Below are 25,025 nucleotides of genomic sequence, written 5' to 3' on the forward strand. Positions count from 1 at the left end.
TCCCTTCGCGCGCATCTGCGTAAGCGGGCGACCAGCCGTCCATTGCTCGCAACGGAAGGGGCGGCCATGTTTGTTGGTTTCGCCAAGCGAAGGTACGGACGCAGAGAGCTCTGAGGCGAGGCAAATCGGGGCCGGCGTTCCACAACAGGTGCAGGTCAACCAGATCGTGCGCGCGGTCGAAGCCGGGATCGGTCACGGCGTGAATCTTCTGCGCGATCTGGTACTCGAGATCAACGAGTTCCACTGGCCGGAGCTCACCGAATCCAAAGAATGCGCAGAACTTTAGGCGATCCCCGGCAATCACTTTCCTCGTGTGTGGGTGAGTTTCCAGCTCAGGATCTGAGACCTCGACGTCGAGCCCGCCCCCGGTGGTTCCGAGGAACGCGATCGATGCCCAGTACGGATGCATCACGTAAGTACGCCGTTCAAGTCCGGGGTCGTGGTGCGCCGCTCGGCGTTCAACTACCGCTACGACACCGTTACTGAACGGGGTTTGCGCAACGAGCTCTGGCCTCTGGTGAACCTGCGCAAGAACTTGTTCCTGCCGACCAAGAAGGTAACCGGGATCATACTTATACCCCAGCGCCACCAGCTAGCCGAGCTCTACGCCAGCCTTGACCTGGCCGGCCCGACGAACCGGATCAACGAGATCCAGCCGCGACTCATCCGACTGGCCGCCGCCAAGACCTGCTCCCAATCACCCCACGCAGCATGACACTTTCGCGAGCACAATGGATGAGGCACGCAGGAATCATTTGGCGAGCATCTTGACATGAGGCACCACAGGGCTGGCAATAAGGTCTTGTCCTTGTCCACTCCCTTAGCAGTGGCCGCGCCCGCAGAAATGTGTCCTAAGGTGACGTTACGTGAACGGGTGTAACGGGAACCTTGTTCAGGAATATTTCACTTCTCTAAGGTTTTGTTCCATGGCAATCGTGGATCTCTACCCAACCTCTCTCCGGCTTCTGGGCCGTCCCGTCCTCGTTGTGGGCGGCGGCACTGTTGCTGCACGCCGAGCCAAGGCATTGCTCGACGCCGGCGCCCAAGTCACGCTGGTGGCTCCGGAACTGTGCGCCCCGGCACGGGAATTGGCGGATGCCGGCCTAGTACGCTGGCTCGCCCGCGGCTATGAATCAGAGGACATGGCCGATGCCTGGTATGCAGTGGCCGCCACGAACGACGTGGCTATAGACAATCAAGTGGCTGCCGACGCCGAAGCAAATCGTGTCTGGTGCGTCAACCACTCCAGCGCGCAGGAATCTGCTGCCTGGACACCCGCCGTAGCCACCGTTGAAGACGTCAAGGTGGCAGTCAATGCCGGGGGAGACCCGCTGCGAGCCATGGCTATCCGCAACGCCATCGCCGCAGCTCTTGAAACCGGCGATCTGCCGTTGCAAAGGTACCGAGGTACCGCCGGCGGACCGGACAGCCCGGATCTCGACAAGCTCGATCACAGAGAGGGCTCCGTGGCCCTTGTTGGTGGCGGGCCCGGCGCCGAAGACCTTATTACAGTGCGTGGGCGCAGGCTCCTGGCCGAGGCCGATGTAGTTGTTGCCGACCGGCTGGGCCCGCGCGGGCTGCTGGAAACCTTGGGCGAAAACGTCAAAATCATTGAGGTCGGCAAGACTCCCGGCCATCACCCGGTTCCGCAAACGGAAATCAACGCGATCCTGGTCCGCGAAGCCAAAAAGGGCAACAGGGTGGTCAGGCTCAAGGGCGGTGACCCGTACGTCCTGGGCCGTGGCGGCGAGGAAGCCATCGCCTGCCGGGAGAACGGCGTGGATGTGGAAGTCGTCCCCGGTGTCACCAGCGCCGTCAGCGTCCCGGCTGCAGCAGGGATCCCGGTCACGCACCGCGGCCTGGCGAAGGCCTTCACCATGATCAGCGGTCATGAAGAACTTGAAAACGTCCCGCACGGCAGCGATCACACGGTGGTGCTGCTGATGGGGGTAGGCACGCTGAACCGCTCCATGCCCATTCTCGAGGCTGCCGGCCGTGGCAGCGACTGCCCCGTGGCCATCATCGAGAATGGTTTCGCCAAGAATCAGCGCGTCACCATCGGCACCCTTGGCACCATCGTGAGCCTCGCTCAGGTGAGCCAGGTGCGTAACCCGGCGGTCGTCGTCGTTGGTGACGTGGTGAGGGTTAGCCCCCTGGCACCGGCCGAAATCGCCACAGCCTACTACGGCACGCGGGAAACTATCAGTTCTCTCTCTTAGACTTATCCCTAAGCCCCTTTGAATCACAAAGAAATGAGCACAGCCGTGTCTTCACACCCTTCAGTAGCGCCCGGAACCCAGGATCGCCCGCTACGCATCGCCGTGATCGGCTCAGGTCCGGCCGGAGTTTATGCCGCCGACATGCTGACCAAGAGCGAGGCGGTACGTGACGGACTGGTTGTCAGCATTGACCTTTTTGACCGTTATCCGGCGCCGTATGGCTTGATTCGCTACGGCGTGGCCCCCGATCACCCGCGGATCAAGGGCATTGTCAACGCTCTGTACAAGGTGTTGGACCGCGGCGACATCCGCTTCTTCGGCAACGTTGATTACGGCACCGACCTCTCGCTGGAGGATCTGCAGAAGCATTACGACGCCGTCATCTTCGCCACCGGCGCCATCAAGGATGCCGATCTGAACATCCCGGGCATCGAACTGGATGGCTCCTACGGCGGCGCAGACTTCGTCTCCTGGTACGACGGGCACCCGGACGTTTCCCGCGAATGGCCGCTGACCGCCAAGGAAATCGCCGTGATCGGCAACGGCAACGTGGCACTGGATGTGGCACGCGTCCTGTCCAAGCACGCCGATGACCTGCTCGTCACCGAGATCCCGGACAACGTCTACGCCGGGCTGAAGTCTTCCCCGGTCACCGATGTGCACATCTTCGGCCGCCGCGGACCCGCCCAGGTGAAGTTCACGCCCATGGAGCTGCGCGAGCTCAGCCATTCCAAGGACGTGGACATTGTCCTGTACGAGGAGGACTTCGATTTCGACGAGGCCTCCGATGCAGCCGTCAAGTCCAACAACCAGGTCAAGACCATGGTCAACACGCTCACCAACTGGCTCGCTGAGCAGGACGACTCGGAGGACGCCGCGGATCCAAGCACCGGCGCCTCCCGCCGCCTGCACCTGCACTTCCTGCACAACCCGGTAGAGATCACGGGCGCCGACGGCAAGGTCACGGGCATCAAGTTTGAGCGCACCGAGCTCGATGGCACTGGCAACGCGCGCGGCACCGGCGAATTCATCGACTACCCGGTCCAGGCCGTGTACCGCTCCGTAGGCTACTTCGGCTCGGCGCTGCCAGACGTTGAGTTTGACCACCAGCGCGGCGTTGTCACGAACGACGGCGGTCGCGTCCTGGGCGCCGACGGCACCCACGTGCCGGGCATCTATGCGACGGGCTGGATCAAGCGCGGTCCGGTTGGCCTGATCGGCAGCACCAAGGGCGATGCGCTCGAAACCATCACGCATTTGCTATCCGACCGTGAAGAGCTGCCGCTGGCCGTGGAGGCTGCACCTGAATCCGTGGTTGAGCTGCTGGACTCCCGTGGCGTGGAATTCACCACTTGGGAAGGCTGGCTGGAACTGGACGCCCACGAAAAGGCGCTCGGCGCAGCTGCTTCCGAGGGTGGTCCGGTGCAGCGCGAACGCATCAAGGTGGTGCCGCGCGAGGACATGGTGGCTGTTTCCCGCGGCGCCTCCGTGGTGAGCTAGCGTTCCTCCGTGGTGAGCTAGCCGAAAATGCCACTGTTTGACGCGAATGCCAGGGTTTGAACTATGGCATTTACGTCAAACGGTGGCATTTTTGCTGCGTCGCCCGAAGTGGTCCGGCCCGTTCGCGGATTCGTCAGCCTCCGAGGATCCCATCCACATTCGGTAGACCGTCAAAGCGGGTGAAAGTTCCTTGTTCGGCGATCTCCTTGGCGGCCTGCAGAAAGCCGCCCCAAGCGGTTCGCGCAAGCGTTCCACCAACGCTGATGCGCCGCACACCCAGCCGGGCCGCTTGCGCCACCGTCATAAAAGGGGCGTTGATGAGCAGATTCACCGGCTTCGGTGCCACCGCCGCGACGATGGCGCTGACATGCTCGGTGGAGGTGATGCGCGGTGCGTAAAGGCAGTCGGCACCTGCCTCGGCATAGGCGCGCAGCCGCCGAATTGTTTCGGTGATATCCGGGCGCCCATGTACGAATCCTTCAGACCGGCCAGTGAGGAGGACCGCGGTTCCGGTTTGATCGATCGCCTCCCGGGCAGCACGGATGCGGTCCACGGCGATATCGAAGTCAAAGAGCGGATCTTGCGGGTCTCCTGATGCGTCTTCGATGGATAACCCTGCGATCCCACTTGCCACGGTCCGTTTGACGTTCACAGCAACTGCTTCCGGTTCAGCTGCGTAGCCGCCTTCGAAGTCAGCGTTGACCGGAACACTGACTGCATCGACGATGGAGCGGAGGTGGGTAAGGACTTCCTCGAGACTGGCTTTGGTGTCGGGGCGGCCCAATGTCCAAGCGAATCCGGAGCTGGTGGTGGCTAATGCCGAAAATCCCAGCTGTTCCAGGGCCCGTGCGCTCCCCGGATCCCAAGGGTTGGGTATCACAAAACATCCTTCGGAATGCAAACGATGAAACACAGCGATCCGATCCTCTGAAACACAGCGATCCGATCCTCTGAAACAGACATGGCACACCTCATTTTTGGAAGGTGCTCAAAACTCTACGCGCGGTGCAAGATCCCCGGCAAGGGCTGAATCTGTACCCGGGCCGCCCCGAATTAGCACGGTTTAGCCACGCCGTTCTGCTGCGCTTAGCCTTGCTGCGCTTAGCCTTGCGGCGCGATCCTGCGCACGGCCAGGGCCAGCCACAACTGCACACGGTCGGGTGTCAGTGCGGGGTCGTAGCCTGTTAGTTCGGCAATCTGCGTCAGCCTGTATCTGACCGTATTGCGGTGCAGAGCCAGGGCTTCGGCAACGGCCGCTACGGAACCGTTGAGCCGCAAATAGGTTTCCAAAGTGTCCACGAGTTCGGCGCCGTGCGCGGTATCGAATGCGGTGAGTGGACCCAAGGCCTCAGCGGCCATGTCCACCATGGGCACGTCCTCACTGGCCAGCAGGAGCGAGGTTAGGCTCAGCCGTTCGGGAACGTTGACTTCCAGCCCGCGGGTGGCGGCTTCACGTGCTTCAAAGTAGCTCCAGCGCAATCCGTTAGCCTGTGAATATGCCCCGCCGATCCCCACCGGCGTAGTGATCCCAATGTTGTGCATCTGGTGGCTTAGTGCCCGGCCCAGGGCAGCAGGATCACCTGCCTGAGTTGGCAGCACCAGCAGTAGTTCCTGACGGCCTTCGGCACTGATGATAGCGGCAACTGCCGTTTCTAGTCCGGGCGGCAGCGTGATGGTTGAAAGGGTGCTGAATTTGCCCGCGTCCGTGCTCACCAGCAAAACAAAGTTCTTGGCTGTCGGCGAGATCCCCAGGTTCTCGAGCCGGACAGCCGAATCGGCGGCTTCCAGTGTTCCCCGCACAATATCGGAAATAACTTGCCCGGCGATTTGGCGTGCACTGTGGCGCCGCTGTACGAGGTTGTTCAATTCGATGCTGATGAGCCCGCGGGCGTAGTCAACAATGCCATTGTCGTGAAAGGGCTGACGCAGCCAGAGCGTGCTGGCATCACGTTTGCCCGTGGACAATGCCACCGGGTGCCAGCTAGGTGCTTCGGGGAAAGTACCGGGGGAGGTTGACTCGACTTCTCCGCCGTACTGGGTGATGATCAAATCGGCTGCGACTATGGCCGAGAGTTTCTTGAGGAGGGCCGGCAAACCACCGCCCGTCAGTAGCGCACGCGCCAAGATTTGGTGTTCCCGCAGTAGCTGTTCCAGCTTGATGTAGTGGTCCGAGGAGCGGGCATCGGCAACGAGTTTTCCAATGGCAATGAATGGTGTGCTGTATGGCACCTCAACCACCGGCACTGCCCATCGGTTCGCTTCGGCCAACAGTGCCGGTGGCACACGGTCATGTTCAAAGCCAATGCCAAAACCAATGCCGACGGCCCCGGCACGCTTAATTTGGCGGACAAAGGATCTCTGGGCATCGGCGGTTCCCTGCCGGGCACCCGTAGTGAGGACCAGTTCGCCTCCGCTGAGAAACGCTTGAGGGTTTTCCAGCTCTGTCACGGCAACCCAGTCAATCGCGGTGGTGAGCGGGGTCCGGGTCGAACCCAAATTCTTTAGGTGCAGATCGGGTACGCCCAAAAGGTCCGCCAAGGAAAGTGCCATGCATCAACTATACAAACGCACTATGCCAAATGCAGCCGGTGGTGCATTTGGCTATTCGCTTGCGAACGGGTCCGGGCTTAGGCTGTCGCATAGAAGGCGTATTTTCGCCCTTTTCACATCGAGCTAAAGAGGTTGAACACTGTGGTCCAAACCTTGCAGAACTTTATCAATGGAACATTCGTTGCCGTCACCGGTACCGAGTCACTGGATATCGTCAATCCAAGCACCGGCGACATTGTGGCCAAAGCGCCCGTCTCTAGCCAAGCCGATGTGGATGCGGCCATGGATGCCGCCGCCACCGCGTTCAAGACCTGGAAGAAGGCCACGCCAGGACAACGCCAAAGCGTGCTGCTCAAACTTGCGGACGCTATTGAAGCTCGCAGCAGTGAGATCGTAGAAGCTCAGCACCGCAACACTGGCCAGGTCAAGCAGATGATCGCCGATGAGGAGGTCGCGGCCGGTGCTGATCAACTACGCTTCTTCGCCGGAGCAGCCCGCCTTCTGGAAGGACGCTCCGCCGGTGAGTACATGGAGAACTTCACCTCTTATGTGCGCCGCGAGCCCGTGGGTGTCATCGCTCAAGTAACTCCCTGGAACTACCCGTTCCTCATGCTCATCTGGAAAATTGGTCCGGCCCTGGCGGCTGGCAACACCGTGGTCCTGAAGCCCAGCGACACCACCCCGGAAAGCACCCTTGTCTTTGCCGATATTGCCAAGGACATTGTTCCTGCCGGCGTATTGAACTTTGTGCTCGGCAACGGTGCAACTGGCGCAGCAATGGTGGACCATACGACCCCGGCGATGGTCTCCATCACCGGATCAGTCCGCGCCGGCATTGCCGTTGCCACGGGTGCCGCTAAGGGCCTCAAACGTGCTCACCTGGAACTGGGAGGCAAGGCTCCCGCCATTGTCTTTGCAGACGCCAACATCGGCAAGACCGCCCAAGAAATCGCAGAGTACTCCTTCTTCAACGCAGGCCAGGACTGCACCGCCATCACGCGTGTGCTGGTCGAGGAATCTGCGCACGACGAGTTCACCGCTGCTCTGGCCACGGCCGCGCAGGGACTGGAAACAGGCAACGCGGATGACTCCAAGAACTACTTTGGGCCGCTCAACAACGTCAACCACTTCAATGCCGTGGTCAAGGTCGTGGAGAGCATTCCCGACTACGCAACTGTTGTCACCGGCGGAAAGCGCGTGGGGGAGCAGGGCTTCTTCTTTGCTCCCACCGTGGTGGACGGCGTCAAGCAGAGCGATGACATTGTCCAGCAGGAAACCTTTGGCCCCGTCATCACAGTGCAGACGTTCAAGACAGAAGAAGAAGCTGTGGAGATGGCGAACGACGTCGACTTCGCGCTGGCTTCGAGTGTGTGGACCTCCAACCACGGAGTGGCCATGCGCGTCTCCCGCGACTTGGACTTTGGTGCTGTTTGGATCAACACCCACATCATGCTCACGGCCGAAATGCCCCACGGTGGATTCAAGCAGTCCGGCTACGGCAAGGATTTGTCCATGTACGGCGTGGAGGATTACACCCGCATCAAGCACGTCATGAGCAACCTCGACGCGTGAACCACACGCGTGAACCACCCGCACAAACCGCACCTTTTGGCGCCGCACAGTTGTAGTTCGCGCCTTCCAAAACCCTCAGCCTCACCCTCTTGAAAGGAATGTCCATGAGCGATATTCAGTACCGCCTTGCCCAAAAGCGTCAGATCCTGGGAGCATTCCCTGGCCCGAAGTCGGAAGCGCTCAATGAACGCCGTAAATCGGTAGTAGCTGGCGGCGTCGCCTCCACCGTGCCTGTCTATGTTGCAGACGCCGATGGCGGCATCATCACCGACGTCGATGGCAACTCCTTCATCGACTTGGGCTCAGGCATTGCCGTCACCTCGGTCGGCGCATCGGACGCCAACGTGGTGGAGGCGGTCCGCGAGCAGGTTGGCCACTTTACCCACACCTGCTTCATGGTCACCCCCTATGAGAGCTACATCGAGGTCGCCGAGGAACTCAACGCACTGACCCCTGGCACGCACGAGAAGCGCACTGTGTTGTTCAACTCCGGTGCCGAAGCCGTCGAGAACGCCGTGAAGGTTGCACGCCTGGCCACGGGCCGGGACGCCATCGTCGCCTTCGACCACGCTTACCACGGGCGCACCAACCTGACCATGGCGCTGACTGCCAAGGCCATGCCGTACAAGACCAACTTCGGCCCGTTCGCACCGGAAATCTACCGCGTGCCCATGAGCTACCCCTACCGCGAAGAAGCCGACATTAAGGGTGAAGAGGCCGCCCGCCGCGCCATCACCATGATCGAGAAGCAGATCGGTGCAGACTCTGTTGCCGCAATCCTGATCGAACCCATCCAGGGCGAGGGCGGTTTCATCGTCCCGGCCGACGGCTTCCTCCCCACTCTCGCAGCCTGGGCCAAGGACAATGGCGTGGTCTTCATTGCCGATGAGGTCCAGTCAGGCTTCTGCCGCACCGGCGAGTGGTTCGCTTCCCAGCACGAAGGCGTAGTTCCGGACATCATCACCATGGCCAAGGGCATCGGTGGCGGTCTGCCGCTCTCCGCCATCACCGGCCGCGCCGACCTCATGGATGCCGTGCACCCCGGCGGCCTCGGCGGCACCTACGGCGGAAACCCTGTTGCCTGCGCCGCAGCGCTCGCCGCCATCCGCACCATGAAGGAACACGACCTCAACGGCCGCGCCACGAACATTGAACGCATCGTGACCGAGCGTTTCGAGGCACTCGTTGAGGAATTGGGTCAGGCCGGCATCATCGGCGAAATCCGCGGCCGCGGCGCCATGATGGCCATCGAATTGGTCAAGCCCGGCACCGCAAACACCACCAAGGAAGTCAACGCCGAAGCCGCCAAGGCAATCGCCGGCGCCTGCCTGCAGGCCGGAGTCATCATCCTGACCTGCGGCACCTACGGCAACGTCATCCGACTCCTCCCGCCGCTGGTCATCAGTGACGAGCTGCTGAACGACGGCCTGGACGTCCTCAGTGACGCCATCCGCGCAGCAGTCTAGAAGGCACGTATAGGCGGCTTTTCACGAGGCTGCAGACGTACGACGACGGCACCTGGCTGGGCATTAATGCCCGCCCGGGTGCCGCTCTTGTCATACCCAACCCGGCTCGAGATGAGCGCCCCAGGAGTGAGCTTGTGTAGGGTGGCAGGAATATCTTCACTAGTGGACGCGGCATAGTTAGGTGTCATGGGGAACAACAACTTTGACCAGCGGTACCCTGCGATGTTCCAGCCCGGCGGCGAAGACCACGTCTCCCAACAGTACTTCCCGCAGCCGCCGCCGGAGCCGGATCAGCAGCCGCAGCAGCCGCAGCAGCCGGCCACCAGCGCCAGTGTTCGTGTGGCGCGCGCCCCCGTAGCGAGAACTTCTGGAGGCCAGCCGGAGGCTGCGGTTGTGGAACAAGCAGTCCAGGTGCACGAACCGGACGGCGACGACGAACTGACCCCCGACCTGATCCACGAAGAGTTCGCTGCCCCTTCACCTGGACGTGTGAGCCATTGGTCCACCAGATCGTGGATCATCTGCGGCCTAGCCATTGTGTTGGTCTTTGCAGGATCGGCGTTCTGCTTTTTTGCGACCATGCTCATCCCTGGTTCTGCAAGCCTGGACCCAACCGCGTTTCACGGCGTGATGGTGATTCCGTGGGGGTATGTGATTTTCCTGGGAGGGCCAGCGCTCCTGACGGCCGGCCTGGGCATGCTTGCGGTCATGTTTTTGCTGGCGGCACGCCACTATCCGAGAAGGGCATGGCACTTTCAGGCCGCGGCCGGATTAGTGGGACTGGTGACGCTTGGACTCGCTTTGATGGCAGTGTTCAGCGAACAATTTTTCACTGAATTGCTCTACAATCCCATCGATTACCAACTGGCTAGCAATCCCTTACCCTGGTATTCAGCGTTTGCGTCCTCCGCCTCACAGCTGCTGATTCTTGGACCGGCCATTCTGGCTCTCGCGGTGATCCTCCATCCGGATAAGAAAGGGAGCCCCGGTGCTGCTACGCCTAAAACCACGTTTTGGACAGGCGCGCTCATCACTGCAGCTGGCGTTTGGGCGTGGTTTTGCCCTCAACTATTTCCCTTGGCACGGGGCGTCTCCGTGGACTATCTGGAGGACCAGCGCTTCTTGACATCACCCTGGACATTCAGTCTTTCGCAAGCGGGTGGGCCCATAATTCTCGTGGGGTCCCTGGTGTTGTTCTGGTGGGTGCTCATCTTGGCCACCACCCACCGTCTGCCAGAAGAGGATGATGCACAGGCCTCCGCCAACGCCTCCGCCTCCGCCAACGCCAACGCCATCGACGGCGAGTGAAGGCTGTTGTTCAAGCCTCCCGCCGTTGTACAGTCAGTGCTACGACCGCCTGCACAATGATGTGACGGGCACTGTGCGAAAGGGTGCTTCATGAAATATGTAGTGGGATATCGGCCAGATGAGCGTGGCGCTGATGCTGTTGCCCTCGCCGCGGTTATCGCTAGAACCCAGGGTGCGCATCTGCACCTGGTCCACGTACTCCGCGGGGGTAAAAACGTGGGCGCCGATGTCGAGAAACAGGCGCTGGCACTGGTGCCCAGTGATGTTGAAGCAAGTTTTTCCACCCGCGTAGCCGAATCGTTCGCGCATGGCCTGATCGACGCAGCTCGAGAAGACAACGCCGTCATCATTGTGATGGGAGCCGCCAGTAACGGCCTGTTCAAACGGTTTACGGTGGGTTCGGTAGCCAATGGGTTACTGCACGCATCACCGGTCCCCGTGGCTCTTGCGCCGCGCGGCTACAACCGTAAGGCCCCGCTGACCCGGCTCACCGTCATGACCGGTGTACGCGAGGGTTGGCAGGCCGTGCTCGACGTCGGCATCGTCGCGGCAGGGCGTCGCCAGGTGCCGCTGCGGCTGGTATCTGTCGTGGAAATAGATCAACTGGAGCAAAGCAATTTCGATCTCGACAGCGCACTGAGCCCGGCCAAACAGCACGTAAACACTGTCTTGGCAGCGGCCGCCGCGAAACTCCCGGACAACAAGGTCACCGTGACGCTCGCACACGGCCGCAACATTGAAGAAGCCATTGACGGCATTGGCTGGAAGTCAGGAGAATTGGTGATCGTCGGTTCCAGCCGTCTCGCCGAAAAACGCAAGATCTTCCTTGGCTCCACCGCTAACAAGATCCTCCGGTCCTTGCCGGTGCCCATGGTGGTTGTCCCCCGCGATTACGTATCCGCGGAAATCTGAGGGCAGATTCTCTAAGAAGGCTTACGGCTCCATGAAAGCATCGCTGAACAGGAGCTGTAAGCCTTCTGCCGTGGTGGGGTGGGTAATGACGGCGTCACGCAGACGCTGGTAAGGGAGCTTGCCGAGCATGGCCATCTGCACCACGGCAATCACCTCGCTGGATTCATGCCCCAGCAGGCTGACCCCGAGGATCTGGTCCGTGCCGCGCTCCACCACGGCTTTCCAGATGCCGTCCAGGTGACCCACAGTGCGGGCGCGCGGGATCGATGAGACGGACATCCTCGCCACGCGGATGTCATGTCCGGCGGCGCGAGCCTCCGTTTCCGAGAGCCCCACCCTGCCAAGCTCTGGGGTGGTGAAAACTGCATAAGGAATGAGCCGATCACGGGTACTGCGCCGCTCCGTTTCAGAGGCTGCCGCAAGATTCGCTTTCAGAATGCGGTAGTCATTCCACGAGGCATGCGTGAACTGGGGCGTCCCGGCCACATCGCCGGCCGCCCACACGCCCGGTGCCCTCGTACGCAGGAATTCATCCACCTGCACCAGCCCCTGCTCCGTAAGTTCGACGCCGGCCAACTCCAGTCCCAGCCCTGCCGTGACGGGTTCGCGGCCCAGAGCCACGAGGATTTGGGCTGCTTCTGCGGTGCTGCCATCGGAGAGTGAAACCCTCACAGTGCCGTTGGATCGGGAGACCGATTCGGCGGAGACGCCTAAGCGCACGTTCACGCCGTCGGCCTCTAGCGCGGCGGTGACGGCTGCCGAGACATCCGCATCCTCGCGAGGGAGCAGGGCTTTGCCGCGCTGGATGATGGTCACGGCAACGCCCATGATGGCCAGCATGGAGGCGAATTCGCAGCCGATGTAGCCGCCACCGAGGATGATGATGCTCTCGGGAAGTTCGGTCAGGGCCAAGATACTGGTGCTGGTCAAAGGTGTCGCGGCCAGCAAGCCGGCAATGTCCGGGACCCGCGGCACCATCCCGGTGTTTACCACAACATTGGTGCCGGACAGCGTGCGGTGCGTGCCGGCGTCATCCGTTACTTCGATGGTGCGTGGGCCAGCGAAGTGGGCCTCGCCAATCACCAATTCCATGCCTGAAGCCAGGAAGGATTTACGCTGACCGGCAACCATGGTGCCCACCACGTCCTCTTTGTGGGTGCGCAGCAGCTCGAGGTTGATGGCCGGGGAGGCGGTGGCGTCAATGCCGAATTCCGCGGCCCGCCGAGTAAGCGCCAGTAGCCGTGCGCTATTGACGAGTGTTTTGGTAGGGATGCAGGCGACATTGATGCACGTGCCGCCAATCATGCCCCGTTCCACCATGGCTACGCGTTGGCCGGCCGCTGCCAGATCCATGGCCAAGGACTTTCCAGCCTTGCCGCCTCCCACCACCAGCAGGTCAAAATTCTCCGTTGTCATGGTGTTCCTTTCGTAACTGGCGTCAGGATTTTGCTGGCGTTAAGTTCCGCAGTCGGGACGTCTTGCGGTAGCTCAGCAGCATGTCGGCCACGAGGATGATCAGCGCTACCCAGACAATAGCGAAGCCGATCCACCGTTCAACGCTCATGTGTTCATCGAGGAGGGTGATGGCGATGATGAACTGCACCACCGGGGTCATGAACTGCAGCAAGCCGATGCCGGTCATGGACAGGCGCCGGGCCGAGGCGCCAAAGAACAGCAGTGGCACGGCCGTCACAATGCCAGCGGAGGCCATCAGCCAGAAGTGGCCAGCGCCCATCCCGGTCAGCGTGGCCTGGCCCATGAGTGTCACGATCACCATGGCGGCGATGGCGAAGGGCGTCAGTACTGCGGTTTCAATACTGAGGCTGGTGATGGCGTCCACCCGGCCACCCACGCGATTCTTGACGAAGCCGTAGAGGCCGAAGCTCGCGGCCAGAATGAGTGCGATCCAGGGAAGTTTGCCGTAGCTGAACGTCAGCACTACGACGGCCACGAAACCAATACCGACGGCTGTCCACTGCAAGGGGCGCAGCCGTTCTTTGAGCAGAATCACGCCCAGTAGCACCGAGAAGAGGGGGTTGATGAAGTACCCCAGGGAGGCCTCGATGGTGTTGCCGGTGGTTACTGCAAAGACATAGGTGAGCCAGTTGATCACGATCAGGAAACCGGCCACGGTCAGGGTCCCCATGATGCGCCGGCTCCGCAGGGCGGCGCCAATCTTGCCCCAGCCGCGGGACACGGTGATGATGAGGGCACAAAAAATCACTGACCAGACCACCCGGTTGGCGACAATTTCAATGCTGTTAGCTGGAATGAGCAAGATGAAGTACAGCGGCATCAAGCCCCACAGGCCGTAGGCGCCTACGCCGTAGAGCGCGCCTTTGGTGCTCTCGGAGCGTGCGGGCTTGAGTGCTTTTTGTGGTTTACCGGGAGTGCCGTCTATCTGGGGTTCGCTAATTGTCACAAAGCCCATAACAACACCGATGCAGGTTAAATGCCATGTCCACTTCGGATCGAGTGGACGGGTGCCGTTGAGTACTACCGTTCAGTACTGAGGTAAGTGAGTAGTTGGTCACTTTCGTAGGCGGCCCCTTTCGGCCATTGAGCGTTGCCAATTAGACTAGAAAAGTAGCGCTTAATTGGCGCCCCGGTGTGCAACAGTTGATGCAGTAGCTTTGCTGATGTTGCCATTCCCCAGTTCGGAAGGACTCCTTTCTTGGCTAACTTGAACGCCACCCGCCCATTACGCGTTGCCATTGTTGGCTCCGGTCCTGCGGGCGTCTACGCGGCAGACATTTTGACGAAGTCTCAGGAAGTGGCCGGCGGCGACGTTCAAGTCAGCATTGACCTCTTCGAATCACAACCAGCCCCTTACGGCCTGATCCGTTATGGCGTTGCTCCGGATCACCCCCGCATCAAGGGCATCATGAACGCCCTGCACAAGGTTCTGGACCGTGGAGACATCCGCTTCTTCGGCAATGTCACCTACGGGAGAGATGTGACGTTGGCCGATCTACGCTCGCACTACGACGCCATTATTTTCGCCACCGGCGCCACCAAGGATGCCGTGCTTGATATCCCGGGCATGGATCTAGAGGGCTCCTACGGCGGCGCAGACTTCGTCTCCTGGTACGACGGACATCCCGACGTTTCCCGCGAATGGCCGCTGACCGCCAAGGAAATCGCCGTCATCGGCAACGGCAATGTGGCACTTGATGTGGCCCGAGTCCTGTCCAAGCACGCCGAGGACATGCTCGTCACCGAGATCCCGGACAACGTCTACGCTGGGCTGAAGTCTTCCCCGGTCACCGACGTTCATATCTTTGGCCGCCGAGGTCCGGCGCAGGTCAAGTTCACGCCTCTTGAACTGCGTGAACTCAGCCATTCCCGCGACGTGGACATTGTTCTCTACGAGGAGGATTTTGATTTCGACGAAGCCTCCGACGCCGCCATTAAGTCCAACAACCAGGTCAAGATCATGGTCAACACCCTGACTAACTGGCTTGCTGAAGAACACGATCCGACGCGGGTTCCGGCGTCGCGCCGCCTCCACCTGCACTTCCTACACACCCCAGTGGAAGTTCTCGGCACCGATGGCAAGGTCTCCGGTATCAAGTTTGAGCGCAATGAGCTCGACGGCACCGGAAATGTCCGCGGCACCGGAGAATTCATCGACTACCCGGTCCAGGCCGTTTACCGCGCTGTGGGCTACCTCGGTTCCGAGCTTCCCGAAGTGGACTTTGATTCCCGCCGTGGCGTCATCCCTAACGACGGCGGGCGCGTGCTGGCATCGGACGGCACCCAAGTGCCTGGGCTGTATGCGACGGGTTGGATCAAACGTGGACCTGTTGGCTTGATCGGCAGTACCAAGGGCGATGCACTGGAAACCATTGGCTGCCTGCTGGAGGACCGCTTGGGACTCCCCACTGCCGAACTTCCTGATGAGGCAGCCATTGTGAACTTGTTGGAATCCCGGGGCATTGAATTCACCACGTGGGAGGGCTGGAACAAGCTCGATGCCCATGAAAAGCAGCTGGGCGCCAGCTATGTCCACGCTGAGGGCCTTGACGTGACGCGCGAGCGCGTGAAGGTTGTGGACCGTGAGCAGATGGTGAACATCTCCACGAAGTAACCCTGTGGCCAGACCGGAACTGCGGTTGGCGTGAGGGGAAAGTTGTTTATTGCACATGATGAGAAAAAACCTTTGGCGGGGGCGCAAAGTGGCCGGCACTGTCGCAGCACTTGCACTGTCGCAGCACTTGCGGTGGCTGGCACCATGGTTGCCACAGCAATGCCTGCCCTTGCCAGCCCTGAGTCCGCAGAGATTAATTCCGTGGCTCTCCTTCCAATAATGCGACCATGCCGAAAATGAGCCAGATGTCCCGGCGCCCAAACGGGGGCTTTGCCGTCAGGAGACCAATGATGTGCCACGCTTAGTCGCATGATCAGTGGTGAAGGAAAAGCTAAGACGTGGTCGGAGGTGGCGCCCGAATCGGTGCTGCTGGCCGGCGCAGGACGCGCCATCTTGCTGCAGTTGGCCAACCCGGCTGTGGGATATGGTGTGGCGGAGCATTCCAGTTTTGCCGTGGATCCACTCAAACGGCTCCATGGCACCTTGAGCTATATCTACGCACTCAGCAATGGCACCCCTGGGCAGCGTAAGGCTATGCGGCGTCAAGTCCAGAAGGCTCATCGTCCCGTGAAATCCGTGGCAACGCCCGCTAAACCTGCCTACGACGCCGCTGATCCGCAGCTGCAATTGTGGGTCGCCGCAACGCTCTATGAGACCGCCTCGCAAACCTACGACGCCGTGTTCCCGGCGCTCTCTTCGACCGATGCGGAATCGGTGTATCAAAGCTACGCAGCACTGGGCACGGCCCTGGGTATGCCCGCTGAACTGTGGCCAAAAACCCGTGCTGACTTTGCCGATTATTGGGCGCAGCAACTGAAGACGTTGAGCGTCGATGAAACGACTCGTGGCGTGGCCGCCGAACTTTTGGCTGCCACACACACGCCTCTCTGGGTGCGGACCCTCATGCCGCTAGCCCGACTACTGACGGTTGGCTTGCTGCCGGCCACTGTGCGAGACATGTACGGGTTCAAGTGGACGCCACACAAAGATCGGCTTCTACGAGCGGTGTTCAGAGTAGCTGCCGTGCTGGTGCGCATCACACCGAGGAAGATCCGGCATGCACCCATGCACTTCTACCTCAACCGCATCCCCGGTTAGCTGAGGCGTGCACGACTGATTCAAGGCGCTGCGTAGCGGATAACCCAATCCACCAGCGGACGCAGTTGTTCCCAGGAGGAAAGAATTTCCTGTTCGGCCTGCGCTGTTTCCATCCAGTGAGGGGTACCGAGATGCTTGGACGCACTCACGGTCTTGTGCTTGAGCAGCTCAGCACGGGGATGGTCCTTAGCGAATCCCTGCGGAACCCGCTTAAGGGTTTGGCCCTCAAGGGTGAACCCCGCAGAGCCCAGGCCTTTCAGGATCGTTTCGAGTGCTGCGCCGCTCGCCGAAGAATCCACCGCGGCCCGGTACCTGGAGAGCTGGGCCGGGGATGAGGAATGGTAACCGCCACCCACGAGTAGACCGTCGGCGTCAATCTGGACATAGAACCCCACTTCTTCGTAATTGGAGACAAACATTCCCTGCGCAATTTTGTACGGGGACTTATCAGGAGAAAACCGCACATCGCGGTACGGTCGAAAAATCTTTCCGGAGCCGAATTTTCCCTCCGCAGCTTGTTGGAGACCCAACAGCGGTGCCCTCACAGCGGCGTCGTAAATGTCCTTGTGGCCAAGCCACCACTCCTTGTTATTGTTCTTCTCCAGTGCGGCATAAAACTCCACTGCTGCCATGGGAATTCCGGTAAATGTACTCATGGTTTGAGCTTAGGGATGGGGCAGGAAAGGGGCTAGAGTGGTGTGCCTTTTAGTGCGTGAGTAGGCGTTTTTCTGAAGCTGTGGAGGAATAAGAGCCACGCCGCAACTCCTTTACTGGACTCAGTCCAGAAAGGTGGATAAGGTGGGAGGCATGGAAAAGGAACGAACAATCGAGGACTTATTGCGGGCAGCATCACTGCGCGTGACTCGTCCTCGCGTTGCCGTTCTCAGTGCGGTCAGCAACCACCCTCATGCCGATGCCGACGCCATCATCGGTGCTGTTCGCACCGAGCTGGGCAGCGTCTCCAAGCAAGCCGTCTACGACGTGCTGGCGGCGCTGGTAGAGGCCGATCTGGTACGCCGGATTGAACCGTCAGGCTCGCCTGCACGGTTTGAGACACGGGTGGGGGACAACCACCACCACGTGGTGTGCCGCAGTTGCGGAGACATTGCAGATGTGGACTGCGCCCTCGGTGCGGCACCCTGTTTGCATGCCTCTGATAGCCATGGCTTCAGCATTGATGAAGCCGAGGTTATTTACTGGGGAACCTGTCCAGATTGCACAGCCAAGAGACTTCTGAACGAGCAAGATCTGAATACCACAAGGAGCGAAAAGTAAAGATGACTTTCGAAAACACCGCACCCCTGACAACGGCCGCAGGTGCGCCCGTTGCTAACAACCAGGACAGCCTCACGGCAGGACCCCGCGGCCCGATGCTGCTCCAGGATGCCTGGTTCCTTGAGAAGCTGGCCCACTTCAGCCGCGAGGTCATCCCCGAGCGTCGTATGCACGCCAAGGGATCCGGTGCTTTTGGTACCTTCACGGTCACCAACGACATCACCAAGTACACCAAGGCGAACATCTTCTCCGAGGTGGGCAAGCAGACCGAGCTCTTTACTCGCTTCTCCACCGTTGCAGGTGAGCGCGGCGCTGCCGACGCCGAGCGCGACATCCGCGGATTCTCCGTGAAGTTCTACACCGAAGAGGGCAACTGGGACCTGGTGGGCAACAACACCCCCGTCTTCTTCTTCCGCGACGGCCTGAAGTTCCCAGATCTGAACCGTGCCGTCAAGCGCGATCCCCGCACCAACCTGCGCAGTGCAGAGAACAACTGGGACTTCTGGACCAACCTCCCGGAATCCCTGCACCAGGTCACGATCGTCATGTCCGACCGCGGCATCCCTGACGGCTACCGCCACATGCACGGCTTCGGCTCGCACACCTTCTCCCTGATCAACGCCGAAGGCGAGCGTTTCTGGGTCAAGTTCCACCACGTGACCCAGCAGGGCATCAAGAACCTGACCGACGAAGAAGCAGGTGCCGTGGTCGCAGCCGACCGCGAGTCCAGCCAGCGCGACCTGTTCGATTCGATCGAGAACGGCGACTTCCCGAAGTGGAAGCTCATGGTCCAGATCATGCCCGAGGCCGACGCCGAGACCTACAAGTACCACCCGTTTGACCTCACCAAGGTCTGGTCCAAGAAGGACTACCCGCTGATCGAGGTTGGCGAGTGGGAACTGAACCGCAACGCCGAGAACTACTTTGCCGACGTCGAGCAGGCAGCATTCTCACCGGCCAACGTTGTCCCCGGCATCAGCTTCTCGCCGGACCGCATGCTGCAGGCACGCCTCTTCTCCTACGGTGACGCCCAGCGCTACCGCCTCGGTGTCAACCACCACCAGATCCCTGTAAACGCACCGAAGAACGCCTCGGCCAACACGTACCACCGTGATGGCCAGGGCCGCGTTGACGGCAACCAGGGGCGCACCCCCGGCATCGAGCCGAACTCGTACGGCCGCTGGCAGGAACAGCCGGCCTACGCCGATCCGGCACAGGCCATTGGCGCTGTCGCGGACCGATTCAACTACCGCGAAGATGATGCCAACTACTTCGAGCAGCCCGGTATCCTCTTCCGCGAGAAGATGACTGACGAGCAGCGCCAGGTGCTCTTCGAGAACACCGCCCGCGCCATCGACGGTGCCTCACAGGCCACCATCGAGCGTCACATCTACAACTGCACCCAGGCCGATCCGGCTTACGGCGCAGGTGTTCGTGCGGCCATTGAGGCTCACCAGGCGTCCAAGGCTTAGTCCTTAAAGACGTACGACGGCGGCACTTACCTTCGCATATTGCGGACGGTGAGTGCCGCCGTCGTTGGTTAACGCCGGTTTCTGGGTTCACCAGCCTCGCGAGAGGGGCTGGGGAAGGGGCGGGGCAGGCGGAGAGGGCTAGCCGAGGAGGTGTTCGCGGCCGAACATGGCGGCTGTGGTGCGGGCGGAAGGCGTGCCAGCGTCGAGGTCGGTCCCGGCTGCCACCAGCAGCGTAGCCACGGCGTCCTCGCCCTTGAACAGGGCTCCGGCGAGGGGTGACTGGTCCCGGGCGTTGCGCAGATCCGGGTCGGCTCCGCGCGTTAGCAGCATGGAAACCGTCTCGGCGTTGCCCTTGTAAGCGGCCAGCATCAAGAGCGTGTTGCCACCGGCGTCTTGGACGTTTAGCTCGAGCCCGTGGTCAAGGAACTCCGCCAGCTCGGCGCTCTTACCTTCGCGGGCAAAGTCCATGGCTATGGCGATCAGCTGGGCCGTCTGTTCTTCGTTGAGGGAGGGGTTATTGGTCATTTCTCCACAGTAGGCGATGGGCTGGTGCTTGTCCTCACCGTTCGCGATGACAGTGGCAGATCCAGCCCTCCGGCGTTAACGAACGCGGTAAGTCGGCCATCGTTGCCGTGCTCACGAGCAAAGATATTAATGGACATCGAAATGGCCCACAGATCCGTTGCCCACACCGACATGCCCACATGCCGGGGGCTGGATTCCCATGCCAAATTCTCGATGCCGTGGACCAGCTCCAACAGCGCTTCTAGGCTCATCCTGTCCAGTGAGTCGACAGCTGAATGAGGGGATGCACTCCACTGGCCGGCTCCCATGGATTCGCCGGGGGCCGGATCAACAGGCGCAACCAGAAAAGACCGGTTCTGCCACCCTTCTGATCCTGCAGGGCTTTCCGGGCCCGCTACCGGGGATTCCAGAGGCTCGAGGGCAGGCGAATGTTCAGGCGCCGGCGGGGTCGTCTCTGTTCCAGGCTCAGTTGCCGCGGTTGCCAGTGCAAGCCAGCGGCCTAGTTCCTCATCCACATCTCCTGCGCTTTTTGCCGCAATGCGCCGGTGAGCCGGGCGGGTGAGTGCGGCAGCCGGCGTCGGACTTCCCGGCCAGACAAAAAAGGTGTGCAGCGACGGGGTGGACGTTTCGGCAATGGGCTCGCCAATGGCGTCACCCACAGGCTGCCAATTCCGGGAGATGTACAGTTGCGCCGCAGTGGCACCCACCAAATCGGTTAGGGCGCGCCGCAGCTCACCGTAACAATGCAGCAAATCCGCGGCCGACTCGGGGCCGAAAGCAATGGAGGGGTCATTGAGTCGGATCACAAAATGGCCCTCGGTCAAGGGGAACTTGGGACGGCGGATGCTCCAAAACGTCGATGTGAGCAATTGCTCCCGTGTATCTGGCACGCATACCTCCCGGGCAGTGGAATTTGTTGTCAGCCTAACTCACTGTTGTCGAGCGTCGCACGCAATTCAGTGGAGTAGGACAGAATGGGAGCATGCGATTGATCTTGATTAGGCACGGCCAAACACCCAACAATGTGCGTAGCCTGCTGGATACCGCCGTCCCGGGGCCAGGGTTGACCCCGCTCGGTGAGTTGCAGGCAGCAGCGGTCCCGGACGCTGTATCGGGACAGAGTCTGCACGCCCTGTACATCTCGAACCTGACTCGCACCGCGCTGACGGCGGCCCCGCTCGCTGCCGCCCTCCAGCTCACCCCTGTAGTGCGGGATGGGCTCCGGGAGATCAGCGCAGGCGATCTTGAAATGAAGGGCGACAAGGCCTCGATTGAGGCGTACCTGAACACGCTCAAGTCCTGGCTGACAGGTGACCTCTCGGTCCGGATGCCCGGGGCCGACAACGGTTTCGAAATTCTGGAACGCTTTGATGCGGTGGTGGAGGAAGCCGCCCAGACTCATCAGAGCGCCGCCATGGTCAGCCACGGTGCCATGATCCGTTTCTGGGCTGGACACCGAGGCATCAACATCGACTGGTCCGACCCCAAATACCATGATCTTTCAAACACCGGCATTGTCACCTTGGATGGCGAGCCGACCGGTAAAACAGCGCCGGGAGGCTGGCGGATCCAGTCTTGGCAGGGAAAGCCGGCTGGCGGACTGAGCGGCCTGGACGCTGATGGCCCCACAGCGGAAATCACTACAGAAGCCTGAGCCTGTGGGCATGAAAACAGCTAAGAATAAGACCGTGAACGTGGCCGCTGAGCCAGCAGCGAGACGCAGCCCCGAGACGGCAACTGCGGCGATGACAACTGCCCACGGCGGTATTGAAGCCACTGCGCCCTTTAGTTCTGTCAATCTATGGCGGCTAAAGGGAATCAGTTGGGTCTGGCTGGGAACGGCGGCCGTCTGTATCGCCCTTCTCGCCGTGGGCGCACCGCTGAACATGAGTTTGTACCAGATGGCCCTGCCCTTCGCGCTGGGTATGGCGATCTTGCATTCGGCGTCCTTGGGCCTGACCGCAGCCCGGCCCGTGGCCGGCGTGATTGTTTCACTCATTCCGATGGCTGTCATGCCGCTGGCCTCGGACCCTGTGGGGGCAGCCCCGATGCCTTTCAGCGTGGTTGCCATGATCACCCAGGTGTTGGTGATCTGTATTGCCGGGCTACGTGTGCACTGGATGGTTTCAGCCGCGGGATGGCTGGCAAGTGTCATGGTGGGTGTGGTTCTAAATTACTTGACCATGCCAAATGGCCAGTCGCTGGGGGCCCAAAACAATGTTGTCATCTTCGCTGCCGTCTCGGGTGGGCTCATGGTGGCCGCCGTGGTGGTTCAGCAATGGCAGCACCTGAGGGCCGAACTTGCCGCCGAACGGAGTGTCAGCGCTGAGGAACAGTCCAGGCGCAGGCTGGCTGAGGAACGTGCACGCATTGCCCGTGAGCTCCACGACGTAGTGGCCCACGGAATGTCCGTGGTGGTGGTACAGGCAACTACGGCACGCTACCGGCACGCAGGGCTCAGCGAGGAACTCAAACAGGAATTTGATGACATCGCCGCGAACTCGAGGCGAGCCATGACTGAAATGCGCAGCATGCTCGGATCGCTGCGCAACAGCGAAGCCGGGCGCGAACTGGGGCCACAACCAACGCTGGCCGACCTTCCGCAGCTCTTCGCATCGGCCCGGTCCACGGGGGTGCGCATCCCCGAACCGGTCCTCACCGACATTGAAAACCATGACATTGGCGAGATTATTGCCCTGACGTCCTACCGGATCGTGCAGGAAGCGCTGAGCAACGTGATCCGGCACGCACCCGGAGCCACCGTGCAGGTGCGGTTTACCGTGATCGGGGGACTGTTGGAAATCTCCGTGGTCAACTCCAGCTCCGGCGTGGGAATGGTCATGGCTCAGCTAGACAAGGGCGCGCACGTAGGGCAGGGATTGATCGGCATGCGGGAGCGGGCAGCCATTGTGGGCGGGTCCGTTGTTTGTGCACCAACGTCCGACGGTGGCTTCTCGGTCACTGCAAAACTGCCCCTCAGCGCCAATAATGGCAAAGGAAACACCAAATCATGAGCATTAAAGTGTTGGTTGTTGATGACCAGGCAATGGTCCGGGAGGGTTTTGCGGCCCTGCTCGGCGCCCAGGACGACATTGAAATTGTGGGGCAGGCCGAGAACGGGGCCATTGCCGTGGACCTAGCCGCGCTGCACCGTCCGGACGTGGTGTTGATGGACGTCCGCATGCCCGTCATGGACGGTTTGGAAGCGGCACGCCTGATCCTTGCCGGGTCCCCTGATGTCAATGCCACGCATGTGTTGATGCTGACCACCTTTGACGTGGACGACTACGTCTACGATGCCCTTCAACTCGGGGCCAGCGGTTTCCTCCTCAAAGACGCGCTCGCCGAAGAACTGGTCGCCGCCGTGCGTATCGTGGCATCCGGGGAGGCGCTACTGGCTCCGTCGGTGACGAAGCGGTTGATCGAGCAGTTTGCGGTTTCCCGAGCGAGGCCCGAACTTTCCCAGGAACGGCTGGCCGGACTCACAGACAGGGAGCTTGAGGTGATGACGTTGATTGGACGAGGGCAATCAAACCAGGAAATTGCGGCCGAGCTGTTCATCGCCCAACAAACGGTGAAGACCCACGTCAGCAAGATTTTAGCCAAGCTGGATCTTCGCGACAGGGTGCAAGCCGTAGTGCTCGCCTATGACACCGGTCTGGTGGAACCCGGAAGCTGATTCGTGGGTGGCAAGCCACCGGCGTCGGGGAGGCGAAGGAGGGCTAAGACTGCGCTGCCATTTTGGCTAGATCCCAGCCGCCCGGCTGCGTGTGACTCATCAAATGGTGCTCAGCAGTGGACGTATAGGTCCGACGGGCATTTGACCTCCGCAGCCAGTAACACGGGCAGTAACCAGAAGTGGATTGGATTGAGCCCCACCCCTGTTCTGGCGACGGCCCTGCTGAATTCGGCATCCATCAAGAAGCTGGGCGAGTTGGGTCTCTAACTCTTCTCGCTTGGAGTTTATCGCCCCGCACTTCTTACTTTGAACAAACAGCCCGCAGCAGTGGTCAATCCCGTTTTCTATAAACCGGTGCGGCCACTGCTGGGGGCTGTTTGTGTGTTGATTCTAGGCTGGTGGCTGGACCAGTTTGAACATGGCGCCCGTGCAGTCGCTGAGGCCGGCGATCCTGCCATAAGGGGAATCTTCGGCCGGGTTGATGATGGTGGCACCCAAGGTGAGCGCCGTGGCGATGGAGGCATCGACGTCGTCGGTCTGGAAGTAAATCTGCCAGCTGGACGGCACCTCATCAGGCAGGAAATTGGCAGCATCCATGATGCCAGCCAGCCTTTGTTCGCCAGCCATGAGGTTGGTGTAGCGGAACTCGGAGGAGTCGCTCATGACGGAGGTAGTCAGGCCGAACACGTCCCGATAGAAGGTGACCGCCTCCGGATAGTCTTTGCTGTGGAGCTCGTGCCAGGCGGCAGCGCCGTTTTCCTCGTGCAGTTGGAAGCCCGTATGGCCGCCGAACTCCCACAGGCCAACCGAGGCGCCGCTGGGATCGCCGAGCATGGCCATTTTGCCTTGCTCAGGGACATCCATGGGCTCCATGAAGACCATGGCGCCAGCAGTTTTAGCTGCTCCGATAGTCGTCTCAATGTCGTCAACCCGCAGGTAAGTTGTCCACATATCCGGATAGCCGTCGGTGTCTTCTCGGGACTGCATGAGGCCGGCGACGCTCTTGCCGTCCTTGAAAGCCATGGTGTAGCCGCCGTATTTTTCCTCATCGCCTACGTCGTAGCTCCAGCCAAAAAGGGCTGTGTAAAATTCCCTGGACTTGTTCATGTCCGAGGTCAACAGATCAATCCAGCACGGTGCCCCGGCGGGAATTCCTTGAGGGTTCATGGCAGCTCCAAACGTCTTCAGTTGCTGTGAGGTGGATCTAGGAGGTGGATCTAGGGGGCAAAGGAAGACTATGCCCCGGGCGGCGCCCGGGCAAGAGCAAAAAGCGCCTGCTGGCTGAAAGTTTCCCCCGAGTTTGGGGTGAATTTCAGTAGCAGACGCTTTTTAGCTCAACTGTGCTTGGAGCTGCAAATA

General features: G+C 60.7%; 23 protein-coding genes and 1 pseudogene. 15 read left to right on the forward strand and 9 right to left on the reverse strand.

Annotated elements, in window-relative coordinates; genetic code table 11:
• Positions 1-118: 118 nt before the first annotated feature.
• Positions 119-409, reverse strand: a pseudogene (locus AB0P14_RS13355) (nucleotidyl transferase AbiEii/AbiGii toxin family protein); the annotation flags it as partial.
• Here AB0P14_RS13355 and AB0P14_RS13360 point away from each other — a divergent pair.
• From AB0P14_RS13360 to AB0P14_RS13370, 3 genes are all read left to right on the forward strand, one after another.
• Positions 404-715 carry a hypothetical protein gene (locus AB0P14_RS13360; RefSeq protein ID WP_363843028.1) on the forward strand — a complete coding sequence of 104 codons (312 nt, stop codon included), beginning with the start codon at positions 404-406 and terminating at the stop codon, positions 713-715. The pseudogene AB0P14_RS13355 and the gene AB0P14_RS13360 sit on opposite strands and share 6 nt — an antisense overlap.
• Before the next feature lie 211 nt (positions 716-926).
• Complete coding sequence (gene cobA / locus AB0P14_RS13365) at positions 927-2,219, forward strand: uroporphyrinogen-III C-methyltransferase (RefSeq protein ID WP_363843030.1); 1,293 nt, start codon at positions 927-929, stop codon at positions 2,217-2,219.
• A gap of 33 nt (positions 2,220-2,252) precedes the next feature.
• On the forward strand, positions 2,253-3,719 hold the full coding sequence (locus AB0P14_RS13370) for an FAD-dependent oxidoreductase (protein ID WP_363843033.1): 1,467 nt from the start codon (positions 2,253-2,255) through the stop codon (positions 3,717-3,719).
• Positions 3,720-3,852: 133 nt separating this feature from the next.
• Here the strand turns inward: AB0P14_RS13370 and AB0P14_RS13375 are convergent, their stop codons facing one another.
• Together AB0P14_RS13375 and AB0P14_RS13380 are read right to left on the reverse strand one after the other, a co-directional pair.
• Positions 3,853-4,689 (reverse strand): isocitrate lyase/phosphoenolpyruvate mutase family protein, encoded by an 837-nt coding sequence (locus AB0P14_RS13375; RefSeq protein WP_363843036.1) that lies wholly within the window; start codon positions 4,687-4,689, stop codon positions 3,853-3,855.
• A 131-nt stretch (positions 4,690-4,820) separates the two neighbouring features.
• A complete protein-coding gene (locus AB0P14_RS13380) occupies positions 4,821-6,269 on the reverse strand; it encodes a PucR family transcriptional regulator ligand-binding domain-containing protein (protein ID WP_363843039.1) in 1,449 nt (482 codons plus the stop codon).
• A gap of 141 nt (positions 6,270-6,410) precedes the next feature.
• On the opposite strand from AB0P14_RS13380, the gene AB0P14_RS13385 reads away from it, so the two are divergent.
• From AB0P14_RS13385 to AB0P14_RS13400, 4 genes are all read left to right on the forward strand, one after another.
• The gene (locus AB0P14_RS13385; RefSeq protein WP_363843042.1) at positions 6,411-7,841 is read left to right on the forward strand and encodes a gamma-aminobutyraldehyde dehydrogenase; all 1,431 of its coding nucleotides are present in this window, start codon (positions 6,411-6,413) and stop codon (positions 7,839-7,841) included.
• Between the two features lie 98 nt (positions 7,842-7,939).
• Positions 7,940-9,307 carry a 4-aminobutyrate--2-oxoglutarate transaminase gene (gene gabT, locus AB0P14_RS13390; protein WP_363843505.1) on the forward strand — a complete coding sequence of 456 codons (1,368 nt, stop codon included), beginning with the start codon at positions 7,940-7,942 and terminating at the stop codon, positions 9,305-9,307.
• Between the two features lie 186 nt (positions 9,308-9,493).
• A complete protein-coding gene (locus AB0P14_RS13395; protein WP_363843044.1) occupies positions 9,494-10,615 on the forward strand; it encodes a hypothetical protein in 1,122 nt (373 codons plus the stop codon).
• 90 nt (positions 10,616-10,705) lie between these two features.
• Complete coding sequence (locus AB0P14_RS13400) at positions 10,706-11,527, forward strand: universal stress protein (RefSeq protein ID WP_363843047.1); 822 nt, start codon at positions 10,706-10,708, stop codon at positions 11,525-11,527.
• 21 nt (positions 11,528-11,548) lie between these two features.
• Here AB0P14_RS13400 and AB0P14_RS13405 read toward each other — a convergent pair whose 3' ends face one another.
• On the reverse strand, positions 11,549-12,943 hold the full coding sequence (locus AB0P14_RS13405) for an FAD-dependent oxidoreductase (RefSeq protein WP_363843050.1): 1,395 nt from the start codon (positions 12,941-12,943) through the stop codon (positions 11,549-11,551).
• A gap of 22 nt (positions 12,944-12,965) precedes the next feature.
• The gene (rarD, locus tag AB0P14_RS13410; RefSeq protein ID WP_363843508.1) at positions 12,966-13,928 is read right to left on the reverse strand and encodes an EamA family transporter RarD; all 963 of its coding nucleotides are present in this window, start codon (positions 13,926-13,928) and stop codon (positions 12,966-12,968) included.
• Between the two features lie 273 nt (positions 13,929-14,201).
• Between rarD and AB0P14_RS13415 the strand changes: the two genes are divergently transcribed.
• Both AB0P14_RS13415 and AB0P14_RS13420 read left to right on the forward strand, forming a co-directional pair.
• On the forward strand, positions 14,202-15,617 hold the full coding sequence (locus tag AB0P14_RS13415) for an FAD-dependent oxidoreductase (protein ID WP_363843052.1): 1,416 nt from the start codon (positions 14,202-14,204) through the stop codon (positions 15,615-15,617).
• A 309-nt stretch (positions 15,618-15,926) separates the two neighbouring features.
• Positions 15,927-16,715, forward strand: coding sequence for an oxygenase MpaB family protein (locus AB0P14_RS13420; RefSeq protein WP_363843055.1), 789 nt, complete (start codon positions 15,927-15,929; stop codon positions 16,713-16,715).
• Positions 16,716-16,735: 20 nt separating this feature from the next.
• Here the strand turns inward: AB0P14_RS13420 and AB0P14_RS13425 are convergent, their stop codons facing one another.
• A complete protein-coding gene (locus tag AB0P14_RS13425) occupies positions 16,736-17,371 on the reverse strand; it encodes a DUF2461 domain-containing protein (protein WP_363843058.1) in 636 nt (211 codons plus the stop codon).
• 151 nt (positions 17,372-17,522) lie between these two features.
• Between AB0P14_RS13425 and AB0P14_RS13430 the strand changes: the two genes are divergently transcribed.
• Complete coding sequence (locus tag AB0P14_RS13430; RefSeq protein ID WP_363843061.1) at positions 17,523-17,990, forward strand: Fur family transcriptional regulator; 468 nt, start codon at positions 17,523-17,525, stop codon at positions 17,988-17,990.
• A gap of 2 nt (positions 17,991-17,992) precedes the next feature.
• Positions 17,993-19,462 (forward strand): catalase, encoded by a 1,470-nt coding sequence (locus AB0P14_RS13435; RefSeq protein WP_363843064.1) that lies wholly within the window; start codon positions 17,993-17,995, stop codon positions 19,460-19,462.
• Positions 19,463-19,600: 138 nt separating this feature from the next.
• Here the strand turns inward: AB0P14_RS13435 and AB0P14_RS13440 are convergent, their stop codons facing one another.
• Both AB0P14_RS13440 and AB0P14_RS13445 read right to left on the reverse strand, forming a co-directional pair.
• Positions 19,601-19,987, reverse strand: a complete 387-nt coding sequence (locus tag AB0P14_RS13440; RefSeq protein WP_363843067.1) for an ankyrin repeat domain-containing protein — start codon at positions 19,985-19,987, stop codon at positions 19,601-19,603.
• Positions 19,984-20,877, reverse strand: a complete 894-nt coding sequence (locus AB0P14_RS13445) for a hypothetical protein (RefSeq protein WP_363843070.1) — start codon at positions 20,875-20,877, stop codon at positions 19,984-19,986. Before AB0P14_RS13445 ends, AB0P14_RS13440 begins: the two co-directional genes overlap by 4 nt.
• Positions 20,878-20,969: 92 nt before the next feature.
• Between AB0P14_RS13445 and AB0P14_RS13450 the strand changes: the two genes are divergently transcribed.
• From AB0P14_RS13450 to AB0P14_RS13465, 4 genes are all read left to right on the forward strand, one after another.
• Entirely contained in the window at positions 20,970-21,641 is a 672-nt protein-coding gene (locus tag AB0P14_RS13450; protein ID WP_363843073.1) for a histidine phosphatase family protein, read from the forward strand.
• 10 nt (positions 21,642-21,651) lie between these two features.
• Positions 21,652-23,001 (forward strand): histidine kinase, encoded by a 1,350-nt coding sequence (locus AB0P14_RS13455; RefSeq protein WP_363843076.1) that lies wholly within the window; start codon positions 21,652-21,654, stop codon positions 22,999-23,001.
• Positions 22,998-23,666, forward strand: coding sequence for a response regulator transcription factor (locus tag AB0P14_RS13460; protein WP_363843079.1), 669 nt, complete (start codon positions 22,998-23,000; stop codon positions 23,664-23,666). Before AB0P14_RS13455 ends, AB0P14_RS13460 begins: the two co-directional genes overlap by 4 nt.
• Positions 23,667-23,807: 141 nt before the next feature.
• Entirely contained in the window at positions 23,808-23,933 is a 126-nt protein-coding gene (locus tag AB0P14_RS13465; protein WP_363843082.1) for a hypothetical protein, read from the forward strand.
• A gap of 123 nt (positions 23,934-24,056) precedes the next feature.
• Here AB0P14_RS13465 and AB0P14_RS13470 read toward each other — a convergent pair whose 3' ends face one another.
• Entirely contained in the window at positions 24,057-24,833 is a 777-nt protein-coding gene (locus AB0P14_RS13470) for a VOC family protein (RefSeq protein WP_363843085.1), read from the reverse strand.
• Positions 24,834-25,025 lie beyond the last annotated feature (192 nt).

The organism is Specibacter sp. NPDC078709, assembly GCF_040686795.1.
In the GTDB taxonomy this organism is placed as follows: domain Bacteria; phylum Actinomycetota; class Actinomycetes; order Actinomycetales; family Micrococcaceae; genus Specibacter.